This is a genomic window from Guptibacillus hwajinpoensis, from assembly GCF_020171785.1.
Taxonomy (GTDB): Bacteria; Bacillota; Bacilli; order Bacillales; family Guptibacillaceae; genus Guptibacillus; species Guptibacillus sedimenti.
In genome coordinates this window covers 1-23,058 of record NZ_JAIVAE010000019.1, presented here as the reverse complement: position 1 = coordinate 23,058, position 23,058 = coordinate 1, and the positions used below count along the sequence as shown (strand labels likewise).

Below are 23,058 nucleotides of genomic sequence, written 5' to 3'. Positions count from 1 at the left end.
GTTCCTATCTTTTACTAGTATGGACGGGAGAATGACAGGATATTCACGAGTTATATTGATTCATCACTTCTGGAAAAGAGGTTGTTGTCCATGCTTCACACGCTTTTGCCGTTTGCTCGATAGCAAGTTGAATCGGCTCTTCTTCTTCTTTTGAGAAAGGTTTTAAAACATAGTCAATGACAGTCTGGCGTGCTGATCGATCAATTCCGATTCGCACCCTCTTAAATTCTTGTGTATGGAGGTGTGTGATAATGGACTTCATTCCATTATGTCCACCCGCGCTGCCCTTCTGTCGAATTCGCACTTTACCAGTAGGAAGATCCAAATCATCATAAATGACAAGCAAGTCTGCTACCTCAATATTAAAGTATTCCATCAATGGACGTACGGATTCTCCTGACAAATTCATAAAGGTTTGTGGTTTTAATAGATAAACGGCTTCTCCATTTACCATACCTTTACCGTATACACCCTGAAACTTCTTTTGATCTAACGCAATTCCCATCTCTTTTGCAAGTTGGTCAATCGCCATAAATCCTACATTATGTCTTGTATTATTAAATTTCTTTCCCGGGTTACCGAGACCTACAATTAATTTCAACGCCTGACGCCCTACCTTTCATTGCTTTTCTTCTATCGTATCAAAAATTCGTGCACTTAATCACCTGAAGTCTCTTTATCTTGAAAAAAAGACGTAACCCGTTCGGTTACGTCCTTGTTGTTTATTCTGTTTTCGTTGTTTCGTCACCAGTTTCTTCTTGATCTGCTGGTGGCTCTTCTGCTACCTCATCAGCTTCTTCTTCGTCTTCAGCAGGCTCTTCTGTTGGAGGCACGATTGAAGCAATCGGCTCTTCAGCATCTAGAAGAATTTCGTATTTATCACCTTTTGGCAGATCTCCAGCTTGTACAGCGTCACCAATGTTAAGTTCTGAAATATCAACATCGATGCTATCAGGGAAATCATTAGGCTTAGCTTTTACAAGAATTTCATGAAGCATCTGCTGAACAACGCCGCCATCTTTACTTCCCGCAGCTTCGCCAGTTAAGTGAACCGGAACTTCTGCTTCTACTTCCTTGTTAAGATCAACAGAATAGAAGTCAACGTGAAGAACGTGGTTTTTAATTGGATCAACTTGCATATCATATACCATAACAGGATAAGTACCCTGACCTTCGAAGTTCAACTCAATAACGCCATTTTTTCCGACCTGACGATATACCTTAATGAATTCAAGAGCGTCCACCTGTACCGGAGCGCTTTTGCGGTCTTTTCCGTAAAGAACGCCCGGAAGACCTTCTTCAGTTTCGCGTAGTGTTCTAAGTTCACTTCTTTTAGTTGTATTACGATCTAATGCTTTTAATGTTGCTGCCATTATTAATCACCTTCCTGATTAGGTTTTACTCTACTATTATGAATACCCATAATCAGGTGGCAATAAACGTATTTCATTTAATCAAATAATTTACTTACTGAAAGTTGCTCATGAACACGGATGATTGCTTCACCAAGAAGAGGTGCCACAGACAGCTGTGTAATCTTATCGATTTGCTTGTCATTCGGAAGTGGAATCGTATTCGTAATGGCAAGTTCTTTAATTTTAGAATTATCAATTCGTTCGATTGCTGGACCTGACAAGACAGGGTGTGTACAGCAGGCAAACACTTCTTTTGCTCCGTTTTCGATCAGCGCGTTAGCTGCTAGCGTAATTGTACCGGCCGTATCAATAATATCGTCAATAATAATGGCTGTTTTGCCTTCAATGTTACCAACAATATTCATAACTTCAGCCACATTCGGACGTGGGCGACGCTTATCAATAATTGCAATTGGCGCTTTTAGGCGCTCAGCAAGTTTACGAGCACGAGTTACTCCACCATGGTCTGGGGACACCACGACAATATCTTCAAGGTTCTTTTCTTCAAAGTGTTTCGCAAGCGTAGGAACACCCATCAACTGGTCAACTGGAATATCAAAAAATCCTTGAATCTGGGATGCGTGAAGATCCAACGTAATAAGACGCGTTACTCCAGCTACTTCAAGAAGGTTTGCTACCAATTTCGCCGTAATCGGTTCCCGAGATCTTGCCTTACGATCCTGACGAGCGTATCCGTAATAAGGAAGCACAATATTGATTGTTTTCGCGGAAGCTCTCTTTAAAGCATCAATCATAATGAGAAGCTCCATAATGTTTTCATTTACAGGGGCACATGTTGATTGAATTACATAAACATCGCAGCCACGGATACTTTCTTCAATGTTAATTTGGATTTCTCCGTCACTAAAGCGCACAACAGAACATTTTCCCATTGGAACACCTATGTGCTCTACAATCTCTTCTGCAAGGTCAGGATTCGAATTTAAACTAAACACTTTCAAATTTGGATCTAAATAATTAGCCATCGGCTGGTACCCCTCCATTTATTAATAAGAAAAACACAAATGCTTTATCGACTCCTCAAAGCTTGAGCAGACAACATTCTTTTCATACTTTCTTATCCTATAAAAATCAATTGTCCTTCTTCTTTGTTGCATAATCTTCTTTATTCGTCTGACGAGAGCGCGCGATGGATAGCGCCTGGTTAGGAACATCATCTGTAATTGTAGAGCCGGCCGCTACCGTTGCACCTTTCCCTACTGTTACAGGTGCGATCAAATTCACATTACAGCCAATGAATGCCCCATCTTCAACTTTCGTTAAGTACTTTTTCTGCCCATCATAATTAACAGTAATAGAACCACAGCCAAGATTCACATCTTTTCCGATTTCAGCATCGCCGACATAACTCAAGTGAGAAGCTTTGCTTCCATGACCCATCACAGCTTTTTTCACTTCCACAAAGTTTCCAATCTTCACTTCATCACTGATTTGTGAAGCCGGTCGAATGTGGGCAAACGGTCCAATATTTACAGCATTTCCTACTTTGCTATCATGAATAACCGATTGTTTCACAACGGTCATATCTCCAACCTGACTATCTTTTATTTCAGTATTAGGCCCAACCTTAGCTTCTTCACCAATTGTGGTGCTGCCAACTATCGTTGTGCCTGGATAAATGACCGTATCTTGACCAATCACAGCATCTGGAGAAATGTATGTTGCATCAGGATCAATGAGAGTTACGCCGTTACGCATATGTTTCTCATTAATGCGCTTTTTCATTGCAACTTCTGCTTTTGAAAGTGCAACACGATCATTCACGCCCATGGTTTCATCGAAATCTGCTGTTTGATAAGCTGCTACGACTTCACCTTGTTTTTGAAGAATCTCAACAACATCCGGTAGATAATATTCTCCCTGAGCATTTTCATTTTTTACTAGCTGAAGCGTCTCAAAAAGGGTTTTGTTATCAAAACAGTATGTACCTGTATTAATTTCCGTCACTTGCTGTTCATCGTCAGTTGCATCTTTTTGTTCAACAATACGTTGAACACGTCCATTTTCATCCCGGATAATTCGTCCGTAACCAAATGGATTGTCAGCGTCTGCCGTCAAAATCGTAGCTTTTGCACCCTTTTCCTCATGATATGTTAAGAGAGCATCCATTGTTTCTTTCGTAATGAGAGGAGTATCACCGCATACTACAAGCGTCACACCTTCATTATTTGCCAGTGTTTCTTGCGTCTGCATGACTGCATGAGCCGTTCCTAACTGTTCTTCTTGGAGAACATAATTGACTCGACTACCAAGTTGATCACGAACTTTCTCAGCGCCGTGACCGACAACAGTGACAATGTTCTCAAGCTTAAGCTCTTCGAGTTGACCCACTACGTGTTCAACCATCGGCTTCCCACAAACGGGGTGGAGCACTTTATAAAGCTTTGATTTCATCCGCGTGCCTTGACCTGCTGCTAATACCACTGCAAATCTATTCATGTATATGGTTCCTCCATCGCATCCTATTTTTCCACTTTGACTATATCTCAAAAACCCCTCATTTTCAAGGAAGTTCCTGAAATCCTCACCATATATGAGGCTGGAAAAGAAAGGTTGATGAACATTTCGATTTTTATTCTTTTATTCAGTCGTAAAACATAAAAAAAGTCTGGTCAATTGACCAGACTTTTCGATCAGGAAGCTCCTGCTTCTTCATAAGCTGCTTCCATTTCACCAACACGATGGTATTCAGCTAAAACTGCAGTTTGAATCTTTTCCCTTGTATTCGAGGAAATTGGATGAGCGATATCGCGAAACTCTCCATCCGGAGTTCTTTTGCTTGGCATCGCTACAAACATGCCGTTATTCCCATCAATAACGCGAATATCATGAACGACGAATTCATGATCCATTGTGATGGAAGCGATTGCGCGCATGCGTCCTTCCGTATTCACACGACGTAGGCGAACATCTGTAATTTCCAACTCGAGTGCACCACCTTTTTCCATTAATTAGAGCATATATGCACTATTCAACTTATAATCAACAAATCCTTCTTCTAAATATAAAAAATGTTATAAAAATTTGCTGTTAGTAGCTCATAAAATCCATGTTCGACACAAATGAGAGAATCTAAACAGTGAAATGATTAAAAAAGACGCACTCAGTAAATGAGTGCGTCAACTTGATTAACCTACTAGGGCAATCACTTCTATTTCAATAAGGGCATCTTTAGGAAGTCGCGCTACTTCAACACAGGAGCGCGCTGGCTTGTGTGTATCAAAGTATTCCCCATATATCTCATTGATCGCTCCAAATTGATTCATATCTTTAATGTACACGGTTGTTTTCACAACGCGATTAAGTGATGATCCTGCAGCTTCGAGAACAGCTTTTACATTCGAAAAGACTTGGTGTGTCTGCTCTTCAATGGCGCCATCAACAAGTGTTCCATCTGCTCGTAAAGGAATTTGTCCCGAGCTATAAAACAGATTGTTAACGATCATTCCTTGTGAATAAGGGCCAATGGCTTCTGGTGCTGATTTCGTGTAGACAGTTTTCATTCGTTCTCCACTCCTTCAGTTAATCGCGCAAGAAATTTTTTGTAGTTCCCTGGTGCTACCTGAATCGAACGTTCTTTCATATCGACTCCACCTAGGTTCATCATCGAGACATACTCTTCTACCAATCGTTCTTCTCCTTCACCTTCTGCTTCAACAAGAACACCTATTCCAGCTACGTCAGCTTGAAACTCTTCAAGAAGGTTTACCATTCCTTGAATCGTTCCACCCGCTTTCATAAAGTCGTCCACGATAAGGACATTAGCGCCTGGCTTCAAACTCCTACGAGCCAGAGCCATCGTTTGAATGCGTTTGGATGAGCCAGATACATAGTTAATACTTACCGTTGAGCCTTCTGTTACCTTGCTATCACGCCTTACGATAACAACCGGAACGTTGAGGTGACTGGCCGCTGCATACGCGAGTGGAATCCCTTTTGTTGCAACGGTCATTACGCAATCAATTTTACGGTCAGCAAACACCGATGCGAAAAGACGGCCAACCTGATTCATAATTTCTGGATTCCCTAGGATATCAGTTAAATACAAATACCCACCCGGAAGAAGGCGATCAGGACTTTCTAAGAAATCACACAGCTCACCAACAACGCGGTCTGCTTCTTCATCACTGATGAGCGGCATATATCGAACACCACCAGCTGCACCAGGAACAGTCAATAACGAGCCAACACCTTGTTGCTCAAAATTTTCTTTAATAATAACCAAATCTTCGCTGATTGAAGATTTAGCTGCGCCGTAGCGCTCTGAAAAATAAGTTAGTGAAACTAAGCGGTGTGGATGCTCTAACATATACCTTGTCATGTCCACTAACCGAGAACTCCGTTTCATCTTCATAGAAGAACCTCCAAAAAAATCCGAATAATTACTCATAATATATCACTAATGTACGGATTTATTCAAGGGTTCTTCTCACCTAGCAGACGAACCGCATAAACTTGACCACAAAAGCCTCGTAATCCATTATAAATTCGCTGCATTCTTGATTCGTGACGAGTTAGTCCAAAGACAGTCGGTCCACTTCCACTCATTAGGACGCCATCAGCACCTAGACTTTCCATTTTCTCTTTGATTTGACGCACTTCCGGGTGAAGTTTTAATGTCACATCTTCTAAAACATTTCCTAGAAGGTCACAAATGGCTTCGTAATTTTTGTCCTCAATCGCCTGCATCATCCCTTCTACATCAGGATGATCCATTTCACTTGTACGAAGTCGTCGATAAACTTCTGCTGTCGAAACACCAATCGACGGTTTCGCAAGAATGACCCAACACGGAGGAGGTGAATCGATCGGCTTGATAATCTCTCCACGCCCCTTGGCAAGGGCAGTACCTCCATAAACGCAAAATGCCACGTCTGAGCCAATCTCAGAACCTATATCAGCAAGTTCATCATAAGTAAGTCCTAATTCCCAAAGTTCATTAAGACCTCTTAATGTTGCTGCTGCATCACTACTTCCACCAGCTAATCCAGCTGCTACAGGAATTTGCTTATCGATTTTAATGGCAATCCCCTGCCGAATGTTAAATTTGTTTTTGAGGAGAGCTGCCGCTTGAAACGCCAAATTTCTCTGATCATCAGGTACAAAACCACTAGTGGATTCAATAATGATCTCATTCCGTCTTAGCTCGGTTAACTCAAGACGGTCCGCCAAATCTACATTCGTCATAACCATTTCCACTTCATGAAAGCCATCAGGTCGTTTATGAAGCACATCAAGTGCTAAGTTTATCTTCGCTGGCGCTTTCACACTCAATTTTTTTCTCATCTCGTTCACCTACATTTTCGTCCTACCGTTCGATATTTTAACTTACTGTGAATTATTGTAACACAACAACCCTAAAAGAAAGAAACAGATTAAGAAGGAGTGTAGCAGCATTTCGCAACAAAAAAAGCCCCTGGCTATTAGCCAGGGGCAGTCACAGGGTTCAGTGTTTTTGTTGGTTTCCAAGCTGTTCTTCTGCTAGTTGAATCGCACGCTTCACGATGTTACCTGCATCGCGAGCTTTAATTCCTCCCCAACCTTCTTTCTGAACCGTATCATAAAAGCCAAGCTCTTTCGCAATTTCTTCTTTCAAATGATCGGACATAATCCCTCTACGTCTCGCCATGCGAATCAAGCTCCTTTCTATCCTGTGACACGCTTAGTTTGAGGATAGAAAGCAACCATTATACTACGAATATGTAACCATAAAAGGGAATAAATCTTTCTAAAGAAAGCAAAAAAGCAGTTAGACCAATTGCCTTAACCGCTTACTGCCGCTTGTTCTTCATTAAATGTAATTTGTACTGTATCTGTAAGAATATCTGTGTAGCTGTATGACACGCGCTCAAATGCGTTAGTGTCCTGATCCAGCTTAACTATGAACACTGCCGGGTAGGTTTCTTCAAGGATGCCTGAACGTTGAATTGTCTTTCTGCGACCTCCGTTTGCCTTTAAGGTCAAGCGTTTGCCAACCTGAGATTGTAACGTTTGTTTGATCTCAATAATCGTTTTTGCCATCGGAACCTCCACCTCACTTAGACAAATTATAACATCTTTTGCACCATCTTGTCAAATAAAACTTAAATTATAACAACGAAGCAAAAACAATGTCAATTGTTATTTACTACTGATGTGCATTTTTATTATTTCTTAATTTGTCGAAAAATATGTGTAATTGATGAAAACTGTTTATTTATAGGCGTTTTCATTATAAATAGCACGTCTTTTTCTGCCCCATTTCTTTACCAGAAATTTAAAAGATAGAGTAAAAAAAGAAAACGGATGAGTATCGCTACCATCCGTTTTTTCACTCTGAATAATCTTCATTTTCTTTCATCGGCATGCCAGTTCGTAGTATTCCTTTCGTTTCAACGCCTCCAAGGCCGTCTTCACCGGTTAACGTATTTCTTAGAGCATCCCAAACATTCACATGGTCGGTAAATGACGTGAGCGCGATTTTAGACACAATGAAAACGGGATCCAACATGTGGATGTTAATTCTTGAAGGTGAGCTTGCAAAATTTGCACCCGCTCGAATTAATGATTCAAAATGAGACTGACACGCACCGGCAAAAATCACCAGATGATCGAGGTTCGGAAAAATACTTCTTACTTCTTTTACTGCACGAACAAAATACCGTGAGTTGCGATAGGACTGCAAATCCTTTTTTTCGCCTTTATGTTTACTATACGCATCATGTCCTGTTATCACGAGAATATCGGGTCTTACATTGTTAACTAACTTAATGATATTCTCAGGAATTTCACTTTCTTTCATATACAAACCATAGACTGGAACTCCTAAACGCTTATACATTTCTAAACATTTGCTTAAATAAAGGGGATCGCCATCAATATGAAGAATTTTACCTGGAAGTTCAAAGAAACTCGTTTCTTTCTTAAAATGGCTAGTAGCCGAATATTCTCGCTTCATACGTAACAACTGATAATCTTGTCTGAACAAGCGAAACGAATAATCCTCTTTCTCTTTCGACTGCTCTCGCCTCATTTTATGTTCACTTGAGTCAATTAACACGAGATCGTCATATGGGGCATCTGCGATGAGCCTCATGTCTTCACCTACGAGCTCAGCTGACTTGTTCGCTTCGTTTAATCTCGTAACACGGAAGATTAAATCACAGCCGTATGAACGCCTTGCAACGATATCTCCTTCTTTCATCGTCATCTCTTCCCTCCACGCCGCTTGACCTTTAAACGAAACGATAGCTCCTTTTTCTACTATATGAGAAGTTTTCAAAAAGATGTTTTTCTGGAGCTGATTAAGATTGTCGGCCAGCCCTTACCATATGAAAGCAAAAGCGGATAAAAAAAACACCCTCAAAGGTGTTTTTCAAATCAAGATCTTCGCTTATAAAATGCATTGCTTAATGTTGCAAACTCTTCCATGGAAAGTGTTTCTCCACGACGTCTTCCATCAATTCCTGTTTCTGTTAATACTTCTTCAATCATTGGCTTCTGATCTTTGCTCAGTAAGTTATTTTGCAAGTTATTTAATAATGTCTTTCTGCGCTGTCCAAAACTTGCTCGAATAACTTCAAAGAAATAAGCTTCATCCAAAAGATCAACAGGAGGCTTCTCGCGCAACTCTAAATGAAGTACAGCAGAATCAACATTCGGTTTAGGGACGAATACCGTTTTAGGAACAGTTAAAGCCGTTTTTGCTACGGCATGATACTGAACAGCTAGTGAAAGCGAACCATAATCTTTTGAGCCAGGTTTAGCTGCTATACGCTCAGCCACCTCTTTTTGGATCATTACCACAATACCACGAACCGGCAGTTTTTCTTCTAATAACTTCATCAGTATAGGGGTTGTCACATAATATGGAAGGTTTGCCACCACCATTAAATCCTGACCTTCTTCAAATTCTTCAGCGATAACTTGATGAACGTCTGCTTCTAACACATCGCTATGGCGGATATGAACATGAGGGTACGGTGACAGTGTATCATCTAGAATTGGGAGAAGGCGCTGGTCTATTTCGAACGCCACTACTTTCTTTGCTCGTTTCGCAAGTTTTTCTGTGAGCGCACCAATTCCAGGACCAATTTCGATGGCACCTGACTCAGGTGATAATTGAGCCTGATCGACAATTTTAGTTAGGACATTCGAGTCAATTAGAAAGTTTTGTCCAAGACTTTTCTTAAATGTAAATCCGTATTTTGCTAGTATCTCTTTTGTTCTAACGGGGGTTGATATTTCTTTATTCATTTCTCTTCCTCCTGTAACACTTCTTCGAGTGCCTGACCAAACTCTTCTTTTGATATTTGAAACATTTGAAGTCGTTTAAATAACTGCTTGCCATTCATATAGCCCATCTGCAACCGCTCACCAAGAGCTTTTCTTCTCTCCTTCGCACGATCACCAACCACAAGACCTGCTGCAATTAAATCTTCCCATTCAATTAAAATCTCTGGTGTCTCAAACTCTTCTCTTACTGAAAGGATGGCCTCTTGAATATCCTGAATGGAAGCGTGCTCGATCCCAACTTTTTTTCCATTTGAAGAGATCGCTCGCTTTTTGTTAAGAAAAGCATGCTTGCATGAAGGAAGTCGCTCGCTTATGATCTGTCGAATACGTGTCCCAGGATAATCAGGGTCTGTAAAAACAATAACGCCTCTTCTCTTCCAGGCTAATTCAATTCGTATGAGCGTTTCTTCACTAATCTCTGAACCATTTGTTTCAAGCGTATCAGCATCTAACGCACGCTTGACAGCCAGCGTATCGTTCTTACCCTCTACGATAATAACTTCTTTTACTTTCACTCTGTTGCCTCCATAATACGTAACCGATTCTATTTATAACGCGTTAATTCTTTTAGTTTTCCTCATTAAACTTTTCTTTATCATACAAAAAACACAGAGAGAGATTTGCCTCACTCTGTGTTAATAGCATATCATAGATCGATCACTAATCGAGAATCGTAATTTGGACGGTCTTATTTCCCCATGCATAGGCCTGTGACTTGGATGAGAAAAAGACGTCAATTTTGTTCCCTTTGATTGCTCCCCCTGTATCAGCAGCAATCGCCGTTCCATATCCTTCAACAAATACTTTTGAACCAAGTGGAATAACACTCGGATCAACTGCAATCACTTTCGCATTAGGATTGGATTTTAAGTTAAACCCAGTCGATGTAATTCCCGAACACCCTGTACAGTTTGCTGTGTAGGCTGTTGTAGATACGTTAAGAACTTTACCAGCAGGTTCACTCTTGGGTTTTGGTTCACTTTTAGCTTTTGGTTCAGGCTTCTTCACATCACTAGCAGGCTCAGGCTTGCTAGATGACTTCGTTGATTTAGTAGGTGTTGAAGGCTCACTACTTGTTTTAACAGCGGTTTGCATAATCACCTGAGTTCCAACAGCAACGATTTTGTCACTGCTTTCCTTCACAACATCGGTTTTCTTAAGTTCACGTGAAACCTCTTTGCCATTTTCTAAAACAACTTCATAATGTTTCTCTTGCTTGCCTTCTTGTCCATTTTCTACTACTTTTTCAGTTCCTTTTTGCATCGAGCTATCATTTTTCTTAATGGTTGCATAGTCGATTGGTTCTTCCACTACATCGGTGACCTTTTCTACTCGAATCACGTTGATTTCCGAGTTCGCTTTTACATTCTCGCTTTTTCCTGGTTCTACGCGATCAAGTTCTCCAAGTTGAATGTTCTGCTGTTCTAAAAAGCCAGCGACCGTAGTCGAAGTTGTCCAAACATCACTCTGTTTACCACCGTCATTTACAGCCACTTTAAACGCCTCATCAACGGCAATTGTCATATCTTCCTTCAATTCATCATCGAGGGAAACAGACATTTCATCATGTTCTCTTAGCTTAATGTTCTGATCTTCTAGAAAGCCTTTAACGGTCTCTTGAGTTGACCACACCTGTTGATTCTTTCCATTGACTGACAGCGTTACTTGAAAAGCAGGCTTCCATTCAATCACGTCACCAGCATCAAGCTGTGCTGATAAATCGTGACTTAAATAATCATGAGCATCAGGACTCAAGTTTTCATCTTTCAATAACTCCGCAACTGTATCTGCATGTGTATCTACTAACTTCTCTTCCCCATCAAGGACAAGCGTGACCGAAGCTTTTGTAGTTTCAAACACGATAAAGCCGGAGACTAAACCCAGTACAATTACACTTAAGCAAATCATGAATACGTTCTTTCCGCCCTTAAGACGAGCAAAAAAGTTTTCCATGTTCGATTTCATTGTCATAGATCCCCCCTGAACCGACTGTGTTTCATAAAGAAAAGCTTCTGACTTATCCCCTCATTACGAGATTAATAGAAAAGGTTTTATCTTCACTCTAGATGGGGAAGTTTCTGCAAAAACCATAAGATGATCTCTCTTTTTTAACGACAACGGTTTTGATTAGCGATTCATCCCAAATAGGTTCATCGCATTTTCAGATGTTCTTCTTGCTAACTCTTCATAGTCCATTTCCTTTAATTCCGCAATTTGCTCTGCTACAAGCTTGACATAAGCAGGCTCATTTCGTTTACCGCGGTTAGGGTGCGGCGCTAAAAATGGACAATCGGTTTCAATAAGCAAACGATCAACTGGTATTTCTTTTGCAACTTCCTTAGGTAGTTTAGCGTTTTTAAATGTCACTGGACCACCAAGAGAAATGTAGAAATTCATCTCTAGGCACTCATTCGCCTCTTCTACAGTTCCAGCGAAACAGTGCATAATGCCGCCTACCTCTGCTGCATTTTCTTCCTTCAATACATCAATGACATCTCTCGTCGCTTCACGATTATGTATGATGATCGGTAAATTCACTCTTTTCGCAAGCGCAATTTGCTTACGAAAAACGTCTTTTTGTATGTCATGAGGTGACTTGTCCCAATGGTAATCAAGGCCCATCTCGCCAATGGCAACGACTTTTGGATGACCGGCAAGTTCTTCAATCCACTCGAGGTCTTCCTCTTTCATGTCAATTGCATCAACAGGGTGCCATCCCACTGCTGCGTAAAGAAAATCATGCTTTTCTACAAGCGTCATAGCCTGTGTAATTGTTTCGCGATCGAAACCAACTACAACCATCTTACTGACTCCTGCTGCTTGAGCCCGCTCAATCACTTCTTGTTGATCTTCGGAAAATTGTTCAACATTCAAATGTGTATGTGTGTCGAATAGCATGTCAAAACTCCTTCTCCACTCTAGTACGATGCTAGTGTACCAAATGTCCTAGTTTTTTTCTAAGTCTAAACAGTTTCATTTTAATTACAATTTGTTTACAACGAACAGAAAATAAGTTAGAATATTCTGTATATTAAGCCTTTCTATTATGGTTCGCTTTGCTTTTATAGTGCGCAAACGAAGGTAATCCACTCATAAACCCTCTATTTATTTACAGGGATAAATTGTGAAATGAAAAGTAAAAAAGACCCGGTCTGAGTAAGACCGAGTCTTGAGTGATTATTTAATTTGAGTTCCATTCGGCAAACTTTCAGCAATGGTCGACAATTTTAGTTCACCATCGTGTTCACCTGCTAGAATCATGCCTTCAGATAATTCTCCTCTTAGGGTTACTGGCTTAAGATTGGATACACAAACGACCTTCTTGCCGATGAGATCCTCTGCTTTATAATGTTTTGCAATTCCTGAAACCACCTGCCTAGTTTCATAACCGAGATCTAACTTCAATTTCAAAAGCTTATTTGCTTTTTTAACCGCCTCAACTTCCAACACTTGAGCTACTCTTAAATCAACCTTTGTAAAGTCATCGATTGTAATTTCATCTAGATCTGGTTTTTCTACAGCGGGTGCTTCTTTCACCACATTGCCACCCATCTGTTCGACGATATAGGCAACCTCTTCTTCACGATCAAGACGTGGGAAAAGTGGTGCATCCTTTTGAACAGTCGTACCACCGTAGCCTTTTTTGAATCCTAATGAATCCCAGCTTGTTTTCTCACCTTCTGCTATTCCCAGCTGCGCCCAAATCTTTTTAGGCGTTTGCGTTAGGAAAGGCTGTAAAAGAATACCGACTTGTCTTAACGATTCAGCAAGATGAACCATTACGGCGCCAAGTTTCTCCTTATTAGCCTCGTCTTTTGCAAGAATCCAAGGTTCCGTTTCATCAATGTACTTGTTCGTACGACTAATGAGCTGCCAAATGGATGCTAGCGCTACTGAAAACTCCATATTCTCAAGAGAATTTTCTACTTTTGAAATGGTGGAATCAACCATCTCAACGAGAATATCATCAAAAGCAGTAACAGACCCTTGATAAACAGGTACCTCACCGTCAAAATATTTCGCAATCATGGCTACTGTTCGATTTAACAAGTTACCAAGATCGTTAGCTAAATCATGATTAATTCGTTCAACAAAGCTCTCTGGTGTAAAGACGCCATCTGAACCAAATGGTACTTCGCGTAATAGATAGTAACGCAACGCATCCAAACCATAACGATCGATTAATGTTACCGGATCTACGACGTTACCTTTTGATTTCGACATTTTTCCATCTTTCATTAACAACCATCCATGAGCAAAAACTTTCTTAGGAAGAGGAAGATCAAGAGACATTAACATAATCGGCCAGTAAATCGTATGGAAACGAACAATTTCCTTACCAACTAGATGGACATCAGCTGGCCAAAACTTATTATAAAGCTCATCATTTTCAGTTCCATAACCCAGGGAGGTGATGTAATTGGACAACGCATCAATCCAAACGTAAATGACGTGTTTTGGATCGCCAGGAACTTTTACGCCCCAGTCGAAAGAAGTTCGCGATACGGCAAGATCTTCAAGACCAGGCTTGATGAAGTTGTTGATCATTTCATTCTTTCTAGATTCCGGCTGGATAAACTCAGGATTATCTTCGTAAAATTTCAGGAGACGGTCCGCGTATTTACCCATTTTAAAGAAATAAGATTCTTCCTTCACTTTTTCTACTTCTCGTCCACAGTCGGGACACTTGCCATCAACTAACTGACGTTCAGTAAAGAAAGACTCGCATTGAGTGCAATACCATCCTTCGTACTGGTCAAGATAGATATCCCCTTTTTCATACATCTTTTGGAAAATGGTTTCGACAATCTCTTCGTGTCGCTTCTCTGTTGTACGGATAAAATCGTCGTAACTAATGTCTAATTTATCCCAAAGGTCTTTAATGCCCGCAACGATGTCATCAACATATGCTTGAGGCGTAACACCTTGTTCCTGAGCTTTCTTTTGGATTTTTTGTCCATGCTCATCGGTTCCAGTTAAGTATTGAACTTCAAAGCCTCTTAGTCGCTTGTAACGAGCCATTGCATCGCCAGCTACTGTTGTATAGGCATGGCCAATGTGTAGCTTACCGCTAGGATAATAGATCGGTGTCGTAATATAAAACGTCTTGTCACCCATGTTGCTTCCTCCTTGATTAAACAGTTATAAGTGGAACGTCTCGATCGTTCTTTAGAAACAAAGAATTCCCCACCTTAACGTCCAAATGAACTCACGTTTTGAGGTGGGGCTACTAGATAAAAAGCTCCCGTCCCACCTTGGACGAGAACGTTAGCATCTTTTAACTACAGCCCGCATTTGCGTTTCGCTATGTACGTCACTTCTTCATCAAAATATAACTAATTTAAGGAATAATTGCAAGGAAGCGGAGCTTAAATCCTTTTTACCTACACAAATTTACAATTCATGTCGAAGGATTTACAAGAAAATTGTCGAATTATTAATATAGGCAAGTCAGGTTTTGGCAATTTCATAGTACTATCAATCCCTTAACGGACCTTTTGTAGGAAATATTTACCCATTCAAAAGGATTGACGCTAATGGGAAACACTGGTATTATATAGAACATAAATAGAGAAATTTGTCGAATCCTGACGTAATTAATAAAAAATTGGGAATAGGGGAGTATAAAACATGAAATCTACTGGTATTGTACGTAAAGTTGACGAGCTTGGCCGTGTTGTTATTCCAATCGAACTTCGCCGTACTCTTGGCATCGCAGAAAAGGACGCTCTTGAAATCTACGTCGACGACGAGCGCATCATTCTTAAAAAGTATAAGCCTAACATGACTTGTCAGGTAACTGGTGAAGTATCCGATGACAATTTAGCAATCGGTAACGGGAAGCTTATCCTTAGCAAAGAAGGCGCAGAGCAAGTGTTGGAAGAAATCCAAAAAGCTCTTGCAAAATAATGAACGTATCGAAAAGCTCCTGCCTGCGGCAGGAGCTTTTTTTCGACATCTTTATTCGACATGATACGCTTGATACACATCTCTTTTGGGAAGTTCTCTTTCTAACGCTACTTGTTTAATAGCATCCTTACTTTTCATTCCTTCATTAACATAGTGCTCCACGTGTTCTTGTAATGAAAAGTTTGTCCACCACTGTTCTTCACTACTCACTTCTTCGGTACCCCCATCAACAACAACACAGAATTCGCCTCGAATCTCTGACTGCTCACACCAGACAAGGACTTCTTCGACTGTTCCGCGTATAAACTCTTCATATCGCTTCGTTAATTCTCTTGCTATAACAATCTCTCTGTTACCAAGTACTTCGAGAATGGCTTTCATCATTTCCTTTAAGCGATGAGGAGCTTCATAGAACATAATTGGTGAGGGAATACTTCTTAATTGGGATAGTTCTTTCTTCCGCTCTTTCTTCTGTCGTGAGAGGAAACCATAATAATAGAAATGCTGGGTTGGTAAGCCTGATGCAACAAGTGCAGTGATGGCAGCATTTGCTCCTGGTAACGGGATAACAGGAATATTTTCAGCGAGGCAAGATGAAACAATTTCATATCCTGGGTCGGAAATGGCAGGCATCCCCGCATCACTAATAAGAGCAATGGTTTGACCTTCTCTTAATCGCTCCAATAACTTAAAACCACTCGACTCTTTGTTATGTTCATGATAACTAATTAACTTTGTTTCAATTTCGAAGTGATTCGTCAATTTTTTGGATTGTCTCGTATCTTCTGCTGCAATAAGATCAGCGTCTTTTAAGGTCTGAATGGCACGAAAGGTCATATCGTTTAAATTGCCTATTGGGGTGGGGACGAGATAAAGCTTACCTGTCTCAGTCTCTTTGTAGCTCTGTTGACTCCACATGATTTTACCTCTCTTCTTTAATAATCTTTTCTTTTTTTTCACGTGATAATTGTTTAATTTGATATTCTACCTGCATCGCTTCACGCTTCGTCTCGAATTCGTCTTGATAGACGAGAGTCAGTGGCCCTCTGCCCCTTGTATACTTAGCCCCTTTTCCACATTCATGTTGTGCTAACCGCTGGGATATATCCGTCGTATAACCAGTATAGTAGCTTCCATCTCCACACTCCAATATATACACGAAATGATTAGAGCTCTTCATATACGCTGCTCATTTCATCGGTGTATTGATTATCATTTTGATAAACAATGAATGGGGGCAACACTTTTAAATCAGGTTTCCCGTCTTTTATTCCTTCTATTAAAAGCGTATTGGCTTCTTTACCAGCTTTCGGATAGATGAGCTGCATCCTTTTTGGTTCGATTCGATACTTTCGCATGAATGTCATAATGTCCAGTAACCTTTCAGGACGATGCACTAGGGATACCTTACCGCCCTGCTTAACTAATTGGCTACAGGACTGAATGACATCTTCAAGGGTACACATCACTTCATGTCGAGCGATGGTAAAATGCTCGTTTAAATTATGCTGCTCGTTTCGCGTACTTTTAAAATATGGTGGATTACACGTAACCGCATCATATGATTCCCGTTTAATGGTTGAAGGTAATTCACGAATATCCGCATGATGGAGGGTTAATTGAGCATCTAGTTTATTTAATTCAATACTCCTCTGCCCCATATCAAAGAGGCGATCTTGAATTTCCACCCCTTCAATCGTAACTTCACTTTTCCGCGATAATAACAGCGGGATAATACCGTTTCCTGTACAAAGATCAATTATCTTTCCACGCTTGATTGGAACCCAAGCAAACCTAGCTAGTAAGATGGCATCTAAGGAAAAAGAAAAAACTGTTGGACTTTGAATAATGCTCAGTTCGTTTTCAACGATGTAATCAATTCGTTCATCACCGTTTAATTGCATGATGCTGTTCTCCTATCTATATGAAATGTTTGTCTCTCGAAAGTGTAAAAAAGGTCTTTCCAGATACGGAAAGACCAGATCACTACTTTTTATTTAAGAATGACAGGCAGAAAAGGCAATCTCCTTCTGTCCGAATACTACCATAGTGGAGATTACATATATGAAAACCTTCCTGGTACAACCTGGCAAGATTATCATAGCCTTCTCCAACTTCTGGCTTACCACGCTTCTTCTTGCTAGATGAATGACTCTTCGGCTCTGAAGTTTGTTCTAACCGCTCTCGCAAGTGGTGATTCTCAATTTCGAGATGGTGATTTTCTTCCAGCAGTCCTGCAAGATGTTCTTTAAGTTCGCCTAATTGTTTGTATAAGTCACCAATCTGTTCTTCCATTGAGCTTACACGTGAAAAAACTTCTTTTTTCTCCACTTCCGTTCCACCTCAATCAATCTGTGGCTTGCGTAGATACTGCGCCGTCTTGTATTAATTCATCAAGCGTATATTCTGTCACGCGGTTAAGTTCGAACAATTCAACCTGAACAAGACGTTCCAATATATTCAACCCAACAACTTTTCCTTTGCCCTGTCCGGTATGAATCGTCTTCCCAACGTCTGGAAGCTCTTTTTTACCAGACTCATAAGCATCGTTCTCATACTTCAAGCAACACATTAATCTGCCGCAAAGTCCTGATATTTTAGCAGGATTTAAGGATAAATTTTGATCTTTCGCCATCTTTATTGAAACAGGTTCAAAATCGCCAAGCCACGTTGAGCAACAAAGCATTCTGCCACACGGTCCAATACCACCAAGCATCTTCGCTTCATCCCGTACCCCAATCTGACGAAGTTCAATTCTTGTTCGAAAAATGGATGCGAGCCCTTTCACAAGTTCGCGAAAATCGACTCTTCCATCTGCTGTGAAATAAAAAATAATTTTATTTCGATCAAATGTATATTCCACATCAACAAGCTTCATATCAAGCTTGTACTCTTCAATTTTAGAAACGCATACATCAAATGCTTCTTCAGCTGCATGTTTATTATCTTCGACCGCAAGACGATCTTTCTCATCGGCTATACGAATTACTTTCTTAAGAGGAAGAACGATATCTTCTTCATCAACTTGCTTGTTAGCTAATACAACTTTCCCAAATTCAACCCCTCTGGCAGTCTCCACGATAACAAATTCTTTGTCGGACACCTGGAGGCTACTCGGATCAAAGTAATAGATCTTCCCCGCTTTTTTAAAGCGAACGCCAACTACTTCATACACAAACTTATCCCTCCCGTAACCTGAGCACTAACTGTTCCATCACAAACTGTGGGTTTGTGTTTGCACTCAGACGTCTTTTGGCATCGAGTATCGCCATCATATGCTGACTTATCTTCTTTCTTCCGAATTGAAGGGCATAACGTTCGAGCTTATCCTTCTGATCTGCATAGACAATCCGATTATCCTGCAGTTGTATTTTCAATAAATCCTTATACCAAAAAAGCATAAGGTTAAGGCCCATATCCTGCTGCGTTTTATCCTTAAAATGTGCTAGCCATTTGTCATGGATCGTTAGGAAAACCTGATGAGGTCTTTCCTTCAACTCTTCAGTCAATTGTATCACTATCGCTCTTGCCTGTGCAAACCACTCATCAAGTGCAAGCTCCTTTGCTGCACGCTGATCATTCGTTAGCTGAGCAGCCGATTTAGCAAGGTATGAGGGCACTCCGTCGTTTATAAGAGCTTCCTCCACTCCATTTGTTGAAAGTGGCTGAAAGGTAATGACCTGGCACCTCGAATAAATCGTCGAAAGAATGTGCTGCTTTTGTTCAGTTAATAAAATCGCCATCGTCATTTGCCCCGGCTCTTCTAGGAATTTAAGTAAACTATTTGCAGCCTGCGTTGTCATTCGATCTGAATGATTCAAGATATAAACTTTTTTTCGAGACTCAACTCCCAGATAGGAGAATTCCTTTTGTAGCTTTCTTATTTGATCAATTTTAATTGATTGACCTTCAGGCTCTATGAGGTGGAGGTCCGGGTGGTTCCCTGAATCAATTCGCTTGCAATCTTTGCAGTGTTGACAAGGCTCAATCCCCGTGCGTTCCTGACAAAAATAAGTTTTTGCCATATGAACGGCGACATCTTTTTTACCAGTTCCTGCTCCACCATCAAATAAGTACGCATGAGAAAGACGATTCTTTGTGAAGCTGTTGGTTACCATCCTAACAACCGTAGGCTGACGTTCTTTTAATTCATTCCAATCTACCATTTCTATCCCTCATCCTACCGTATTAAAAATGATGGAAAGCCTCTACTGGAAGAACAAACACCGTTGCTCCTCCTACAGACACCTCAACAGGATAAGGGACATAAGAGTCCGCATTTCCTCCCATTGGAGATACCGGTGCCACCATTTGCTCTCTGCTTTGGCAATTGTCTTTAATGATATCAAGAAGCTTTTGCACACGATGGTCTTCTGTACCAATAAGGAATGTTGTATTCCCTGCACGCAAAAATCCACCGGTGGTCGCAAGCTTTGTCGCCTGAAAATTATGGTCGACCAGGGCATTGGATAAGCGATTGCTATCTTTATCCTGTACGACAGCCATGACTAACTTCATTTATATCCCTCCCTGGGCGGCAAATTCCCACCCTTTTATTTGCTATTAATAGAATAATTATCCCAAAGTGTTTTAAAATCCTTTATTATAGATGAAAAAATCTCATCCACACTTTGCTCACCATTAATCAAATGAATCCGGTCTTTGTTATCTTTATATAGTTCCAAAAAGGCTTCTCTTACTTTTTCATGATAAGCTGTTCCTTTTTGTTCAATGCGGTCTAGTTGATTTCTAGCAATCATTCTTTCTTTACCAACGGAAACTGGCAGATCAATCATATAGCTCCGATTAGGTGTAAGTCCACCAGTAGCAAATTCGTTAATGACTTTCACACTTTCCACATCTAATCCAAGCCCAACTGCCTGATAAGCAATCGATGCATCAACAAAGCGATCACAAATGACAAGGTACCCTTCATTTAATGCCGGGATAATCTTCTCTCTTACGTGCTGTGCACGCGATGAAGCATAAAGAAGAACCTCTGTTTCATCCACCATCTCTTTATGTTCTGGGTTCAAAATCAACGAACGAATCTGATCACTGATTGCTGTACCCCCAGGCTCTCGTGTATGAATAAAAGGAATTCCCTCTTCTTTTAAATAATCAACTAGTTTCTGAACCTGTGTGGATTTACCTGCACCATCTGGTCCTTCAAAAGTTATAAATAATCCTTTCACTGCCCTACTCCTCTTCTCTTGCAATCTCAATCAGATCTCCATCTAATCCTTGTATGTGCCCACCAGCACGTAAAATCATATCTAACTGTTTCATTTTCTCTAATCCGATTCGTTCACCCGGTATGACAATAGGAACACCCGGTGGATAGGGAATGACAGCTTTCGATGCAATCAATCCCTTCGCTTCAGTTATCCTAACCTTCTCTTTTATCATCGTCTCCAACTTCGCAAAGGAATAAGCAGGAAAAGTAATATCTTCGTCAGCCATCTTAGTGAACGACACGTTAAAATTAGCTTCATCCCTGAGTGAAGCAATATTTTTAAATGCCTGTAATCCCCGCTCAAAAACCTCCTTATTAGAAGCAATTGGGCATACAAGTAAAACATTTAAAGGATCACTAAGCTCAACAAATACATTCTCATTCTCAAGTTTCATTGCTAACTCATATCCCGACATGCCAGATAACTGCACCGTAATTTTGAGAGGATCAAGCTGGTAATACGCTTGACCTACCTCCCCTATGACGCTTATACCAGGAACCTCACTTAGTTGTTTCTTAAATTGAAGAACCTCTTCTAGGATAAGGCTAAGCTGATCATCTGTCAGCGAAAAAAGATAGTGTCTCGCTAAATCGAGCGAAGCCATAATTGGATAGGAAGGACTGCTTGATTGAAAGAGTTGTAAATAGTCATTAATTGCATCTCTATACATTTCATTCCCTACGTGTAAGTAAGAACCCATCGTCATAGCAGGTAGGGTTTTGTGGGCAGATTGAACAACCACATCTGCTCCTTGCTTTAAAGCACTCTCAGGGAAAAACTCACTTTTCACAAAATGTGCACCGTGCGCCTCATCAACTAGAACCGGAATTCCATTCTGGTGAGCACAAGAGATAATTGACTCTAAGTTAACAGTCATTCCATAATAATTTGGATTGGTGAGTACAATCACTTTGATATCTTTATATTGATTCAATGCACGACGTATGAGATCGAGTGTTACTCCAGTCGGTACCTGACTTGTTTCATCAATAGATGGGCTGAGAAAAATAGGTCTAGCTTTAGCTAAGCGCAGTCCATTCAATACAGATTTGTGACAGTTCTTTTGAACAAGAACACGATCTCCTTCAGAACATAATGCCATGATCATCGCCAGGTTCCCAGCTGTAGAACCACCCACCAAAAAGCGACTTTCAACACTTCCATAGAGATGAGCAGTAAGCTGCTCTGCTTTTTTAATTGGACCTTCTGCATGATGAAGATCATCTAGTCCAGAAAGTTCGGTTGCATCTATTTTCAATAAATCTTTATATAAATCATCCGCACGCATATATGTAGAAAAACTCGTCCCATTCTTATGCCCAGGGACATGAAAGGAAAGAGGATTTTGATCTTTCCACGATAGTAGAGCTTCATATAATGGAGCTTGATTCCTTTTGTTCATTTAATCAACTTCAATCTATTGAAGAGTCATTTCCTTATACTAGTATTCTATCATTATCTCGACTATCGGAGAAGTAAAGGGATAAGCAAATCCTTATGATTGTCCCTTCTTTAGATCAAGTAAAAAAACAGATAGCTTATGGAACAGCTATCTGCTTATGCTAATCGACTTAGTCGTAGTTTGCGTAGTTTTTCAAGGTAAAATTGATAGTTTTCATGACTGGTATCTGTTTGAATGACCTTTCGCTCACAGTCATGACAGATAAAACGATCACAAATATGGATGCCTTTGAAACTGTGCTCTTCACAAACAAGACAGCACTCGCTGCTCTCCCTGATTGTCTTCTCCATCTTCCCACCTCCATGGTAAAAGCATTGCCCAATTATAGCTGATCTATACCGATTATTTAATTTAAGCTGTTTTTTCGCTTCTTTCTAAGGATATGTGCCTGTAACTTATCCCGTGTCTGTGATTTACCAAAAGAAAGAAAATTTCAAAGGTATATTATCCTTATCGCTCAAGGAGGTATGTGAAGGTAGCAAGTATATTCCGCGATATTTTAGATATTTCCGCGAATTTGAGATTAATTCCGCGAACGATACGAATGAGAGCTTGGAGCTAGTGAAAACTCATCCATAAAACCATACAAAAAAAGCGAGAAACCGTTTTTGGTCTCTCGCCTTTTCATCATTGCCCAGCGACGTCCTACTCTTGCAGGGGGAGATCCCCCAACTACCATCGGCGCTGAAGAGCTTAACTTCCGTGTTCGGCATGGGAACGGGTGTGACCTCTTCGCCAT

At 40.5% G+C, this 23,058-nt stretch carries 27 protein-coding genes and 1 rRNA gene; 1 reads left to right on the top strand and 27 read right to left on the bottom strand.

The annotated features are described in order from the left end of the window. Positions 1–43: 43 nt before the first annotated feature. The 16 genes from pth to metG all read right to left on the bottom strand — a co-directional run bounded on the left by pth (position 44) and on the right by metG (position 14,828). Positions 44–601: an aminoacyl-tRNA hydrolase gene (gene pth, locus LCL91_RS20800; protein WP_224885243.1), complete on the bottom strand. Its 558-nt coding sequence runs from the start codon at positions 599–601 to the stop codon at positions 44–46. Positions 602–722: 121 nt separating this feature from the next. Beyond that, complete coding sequence (locus LCL91_RS20795) at positions 723–1,373, bottom strand: 50S ribosomal protein L25/general stress protein Ctc (protein ID WP_224885241.1); 651 nt, start codon at positions 1,371–1,373, stop codon at positions 723–725. A 77-nt stretch (positions 1,374–1,450) separates the two neighbouring features. After that, the gene (locus LCL91_RS20790; protein WP_159780777.1) at positions 1,451–2,401 is read right to left on the bottom strand and encodes a ribose-phosphate diphosphokinase; all 951 of its coding nucleotides are present in this window, start codon (positions 2,399–2,401) and stop codon (positions 1,451–1,453) included. A gap of 106 nt (positions 2,402–2,507) precedes the next feature. Beyond that, on the bottom strand, positions 2,508–3,875 hold the full coding sequence (glmU, locus tag LCL91_RS20785) for a bifunctional UDP-N-acetylglucosamine diphosphorylase/glucosamine-1-phosphate N-acetyltransferase GlmU (protein WP_224885239.1): 1,368 nt from the start codon (positions 3,873–3,875) through the stop codon (positions 2,508–2,510). Between the two features lie 194 nt (positions 3,876–4,069). Next, complete coding sequence (gene spoVG, locus LCL91_RS20780; RefSeq protein WP_098445913.1) at positions 4,070–4,360, bottom strand: septation regulator SpoVG; 291 nt, start codon at positions 4,358–4,360, stop codon at positions 4,070–4,072. Between the two features lie 204 nt (positions 4,361–4,564). After that, positions 4,565–4,939 carry a RidA family protein gene (locus tag LCL91_RS20775; protein WP_224885237.1) on the bottom strand — a complete coding sequence of 125 codons (375 nt, stop codon included), beginning with the start codon at positions 4,937–4,939 and terminating at the stop codon, positions 4,565–4,567. Continuing rightward, the gene (gene purR, locus LCL91_RS20770) at positions 4,936–5,790 is read right to left on the bottom strand and encodes a pur operon repressor (RefSeq protein WP_098445911.1); all 855 of its coding nucleotides are present in this window, start codon (positions 5,788–5,790) and stop codon (positions 4,936–4,938) included. Before purR ends, LCL91_RS20775 begins: the two co-directional genes overlap by 4 nt. A gap of 62 nt (positions 5,791–5,852) precedes the next feature. Further along, positions 5,853–6,722: a 4-(cytidine 5'-diphospho)-2-C-methyl-D-erythritol kinase gene (ispE, locus tag LCL91_RS20765; RefSeq protein ID WP_224885235.1), complete on the bottom strand. Its 870-nt coding sequence runs from the start codon at positions 6,720–6,722 to the stop codon at positions 5,853–5,855. 160 nt (positions 6,723–6,882) lie between these two features. Beyond that, positions 6,883–7,065 carry a small, acid-soluble spore protein, alpha/beta type gene (locus tag LCL91_RS20760; protein ID WP_098445909.1) on the bottom strand — a complete coding sequence of 61 codons (183 nt, stop codon included), beginning with the start codon at positions 7,063–7,065 and terminating at the stop codon, positions 6,883–6,885. Between the two features lie 134 nt (positions 7,066–7,199). Next, entirely contained in the window at positions 7,200–7,457 is a 258-nt protein-coding gene (gene veg, locus LCL91_RS20755) for a biofilm formation stimulator Veg (protein WP_098445908.1), read from the bottom strand. Between the two features lie 289 nt (positions 7,458–7,746). Next, on the bottom strand, positions 7,747–8,625 hold the full coding sequence (gene yabG / locus LCL91_RS20750; protein WP_098445907.1) for a sporulation peptidase YabG: 879 nt from the start codon (positions 8,623–8,625) through the stop codon (positions 7,747–7,749). 170 nt (positions 8,626–8,795) lie between these two features. Then, positions 8,796–9,671, bottom strand: coding sequence for a 16S rRNA (adenine(1518)-N(6)/adenine(1519)-N(6))-dimethyltransferase RsmA (rsmA, locus tag LCL91_RS20745; RefSeq protein ID WP_224885233.1), 876 nt, complete (start codon positions 9,669–9,671; stop codon positions 8,796–8,798). Beyond that, positions 9,668–10,225 carry a ribonuclease M5 gene (gene rnmV / locus LCL91_RS20740; RefSeq protein ID WP_224885231.1) on the bottom strand — a complete coding sequence of 186 codons (558 nt, stop codon included), beginning with the start codon at positions 10,223–10,225 and terminating at the stop codon, positions 9,668–9,670. The genes rsmA and rnmV overlap by 4 nt, the downstream gene beginning before the upstream one ends. Positions 10,226–10,370: 145 nt before the next feature. After that, on the bottom strand, positions 10,371–11,675 hold the full coding sequence (locus LCL91_RS20735) for a G5 and 3D domain-containing protein (RefSeq protein ID WP_224885229.1): 1,305 nt from the start codon (positions 11,673–11,675) through the stop codon (positions 10,371–10,373). A 162-nt stretch (positions 11,676–11,837) separates the two neighbouring features. Next, on the bottom strand, positions 11,838–12,608 hold the full coding sequence (locus tag LCL91_RS20730; protein ID WP_224885227.1) for a TatD family hydrolase: 771 nt from the start codon (positions 12,606–12,608) through the stop codon (positions 11,838–11,840). Positions 12,609–12,887: 279 nt separating this feature from the next. Continuing rightward, positions 12,888–14,828 (bottom strand): methionine--tRNA ligase, encoded by a 1,941-nt coding sequence (gene metG, locus LCL91_RS20725; protein WP_224885225.1) that lies wholly within the window; start codon positions 14,826–14,828, stop codon positions 12,888–12,890. Positions 14,829–15,341: 513 nt separating this feature from the next. Here metG and LCL91_RS20720 point away from each other — a divergent pair. Continuing rightward, entirely contained in the window at positions 15,342–15,620 is a 279-nt protein-coding gene (locus LCL91_RS20720; RefSeq protein ID WP_098445902.1) for an AbrB/MazE/SpoVT family DNA-binding domain-containing protein, read from the top strand. Positions 15,621–15,671: 51 nt separating this feature from the next. Here LCL91_RS20720 and rsmI read toward each other — a convergent pair whose 3' ends face one another. From rsmI to rrf, 11 genes are all read right to left on the bottom strand, one after another. After that, entirely contained in the window at positions 15,672–16,538 is an 867-nt protein-coding gene (gene rsmI / locus LCL91_RS20715) for a 16S rRNA (cytidine(1402)-2'-O)-methyltransferase (protein WP_224885223.1), read from the bottom strand. Between the two features lie 4 nt (positions 16,539–16,542). Then, complete coding sequence (locus LCL91_RS20710; protein ID WP_224885221.1) at positions 16,543–16,800, bottom strand: GIY-YIG nuclease family protein; 258 nt, start codon at positions 16,798–16,800, stop codon at positions 16,543–16,545. Further along, positions 16,787–17,524, bottom strand: coding sequence for a tRNA1(Val) (adenine(37)-N6)-methyltransferase (locus LCL91_RS20705; protein ID WP_224885220.1), 738 nt, complete (start codon positions 17,522–17,524; stop codon positions 16,787–16,789). The genes LCL91_RS20710 and LCL91_RS20705 overlap by 14 nt, the downstream gene beginning before the upstream one ends. Before the next feature lie 82 nt (positions 17,525–17,606). Beyond that, positions 17,607–17,951 carry a DNA replication initiation control protein YabA gene (yabA, locus tag LCL91_RS20700; protein ID WP_224885218.1) on the bottom strand — a complete coding sequence of 115 codons (345 nt, stop codon included), beginning with the start codon at positions 17,949–17,951 and terminating at the stop codon, positions 17,607–17,609. Positions 17,952–17,967: 16 nt separating this feature from the next. Next, positions 17,968–18,795: a PSP1 domain-containing protein gene (locus tag LCL91_RS20695; protein WP_098445897.1), complete on the bottom strand. Its 828-nt coding sequence runs from the start codon at positions 18,793–18,795 to the stop codon at positions 17,968–17,970. Between the two features lie 4 nt (positions 18,796–18,799). Further along, the gene (gene holB / locus LCL91_RS20690; RefSeq protein ID WP_224885216.1) at positions 18,800–19,786 is read right to left on the bottom strand and encodes a DNA polymerase III subunit delta'; all 987 of its coding nucleotides are present in this window, start codon (positions 19,784–19,786) and stop codon (positions 18,800–18,802) included. A 22-nt stretch (positions 19,787–19,808) separates the two neighbouring features. Next, positions 19,809–20,138, bottom strand: coding sequence for a cyclic-di-AMP receptor (locus LCL91_RS20685; protein ID WP_098445895.1), 330 nt, complete (start codon positions 20,136–20,138; stop codon positions 19,809–19,811). Between the two features lie 35 nt (positions 20,139–20,173). Further along, positions 20,174–20,815: a dTMP kinase gene (gene tmk / locus LCL91_RS20680; RefSeq protein WP_224885214.1), complete on the bottom strand. Its 642-nt coding sequence runs from the start codon at positions 20,813–20,815 to the stop codon at positions 20,174–20,176. A 4-nt stretch (positions 20,816–20,819) separates the two neighbouring features. Next, positions 20,820–22,259: an aminotransferase class I/II-fold pyridoxal phosphate-dependent enzyme gene (locus LCL91_RS20675; protein WP_224885212.1), complete on the bottom strand. Its 1,440-nt coding sequence runs from the start codon at positions 22,257–22,259 to the stop codon at positions 20,820–20,822. Positions 22,260–22,414: 155 nt separating this feature from the next. Then, on the bottom strand, positions 22,415–22,609 hold the full coding sequence (locus tag LCL91_RS20670) for a sigma factor G inhibitor Gin (protein WP_165999059.1): 195 nt from the start codon (positions 22,607–22,609) through the stop codon (positions 22,415–22,417). Between the two features lie 342 nt (positions 22,610–22,951). Next, positions 22,952–23,058: ribosomal RNA gene (gene rrf, locus LCL91_RS20665) — 5S ribosomal RNA — on the bottom strand; the annotation flags it as partial.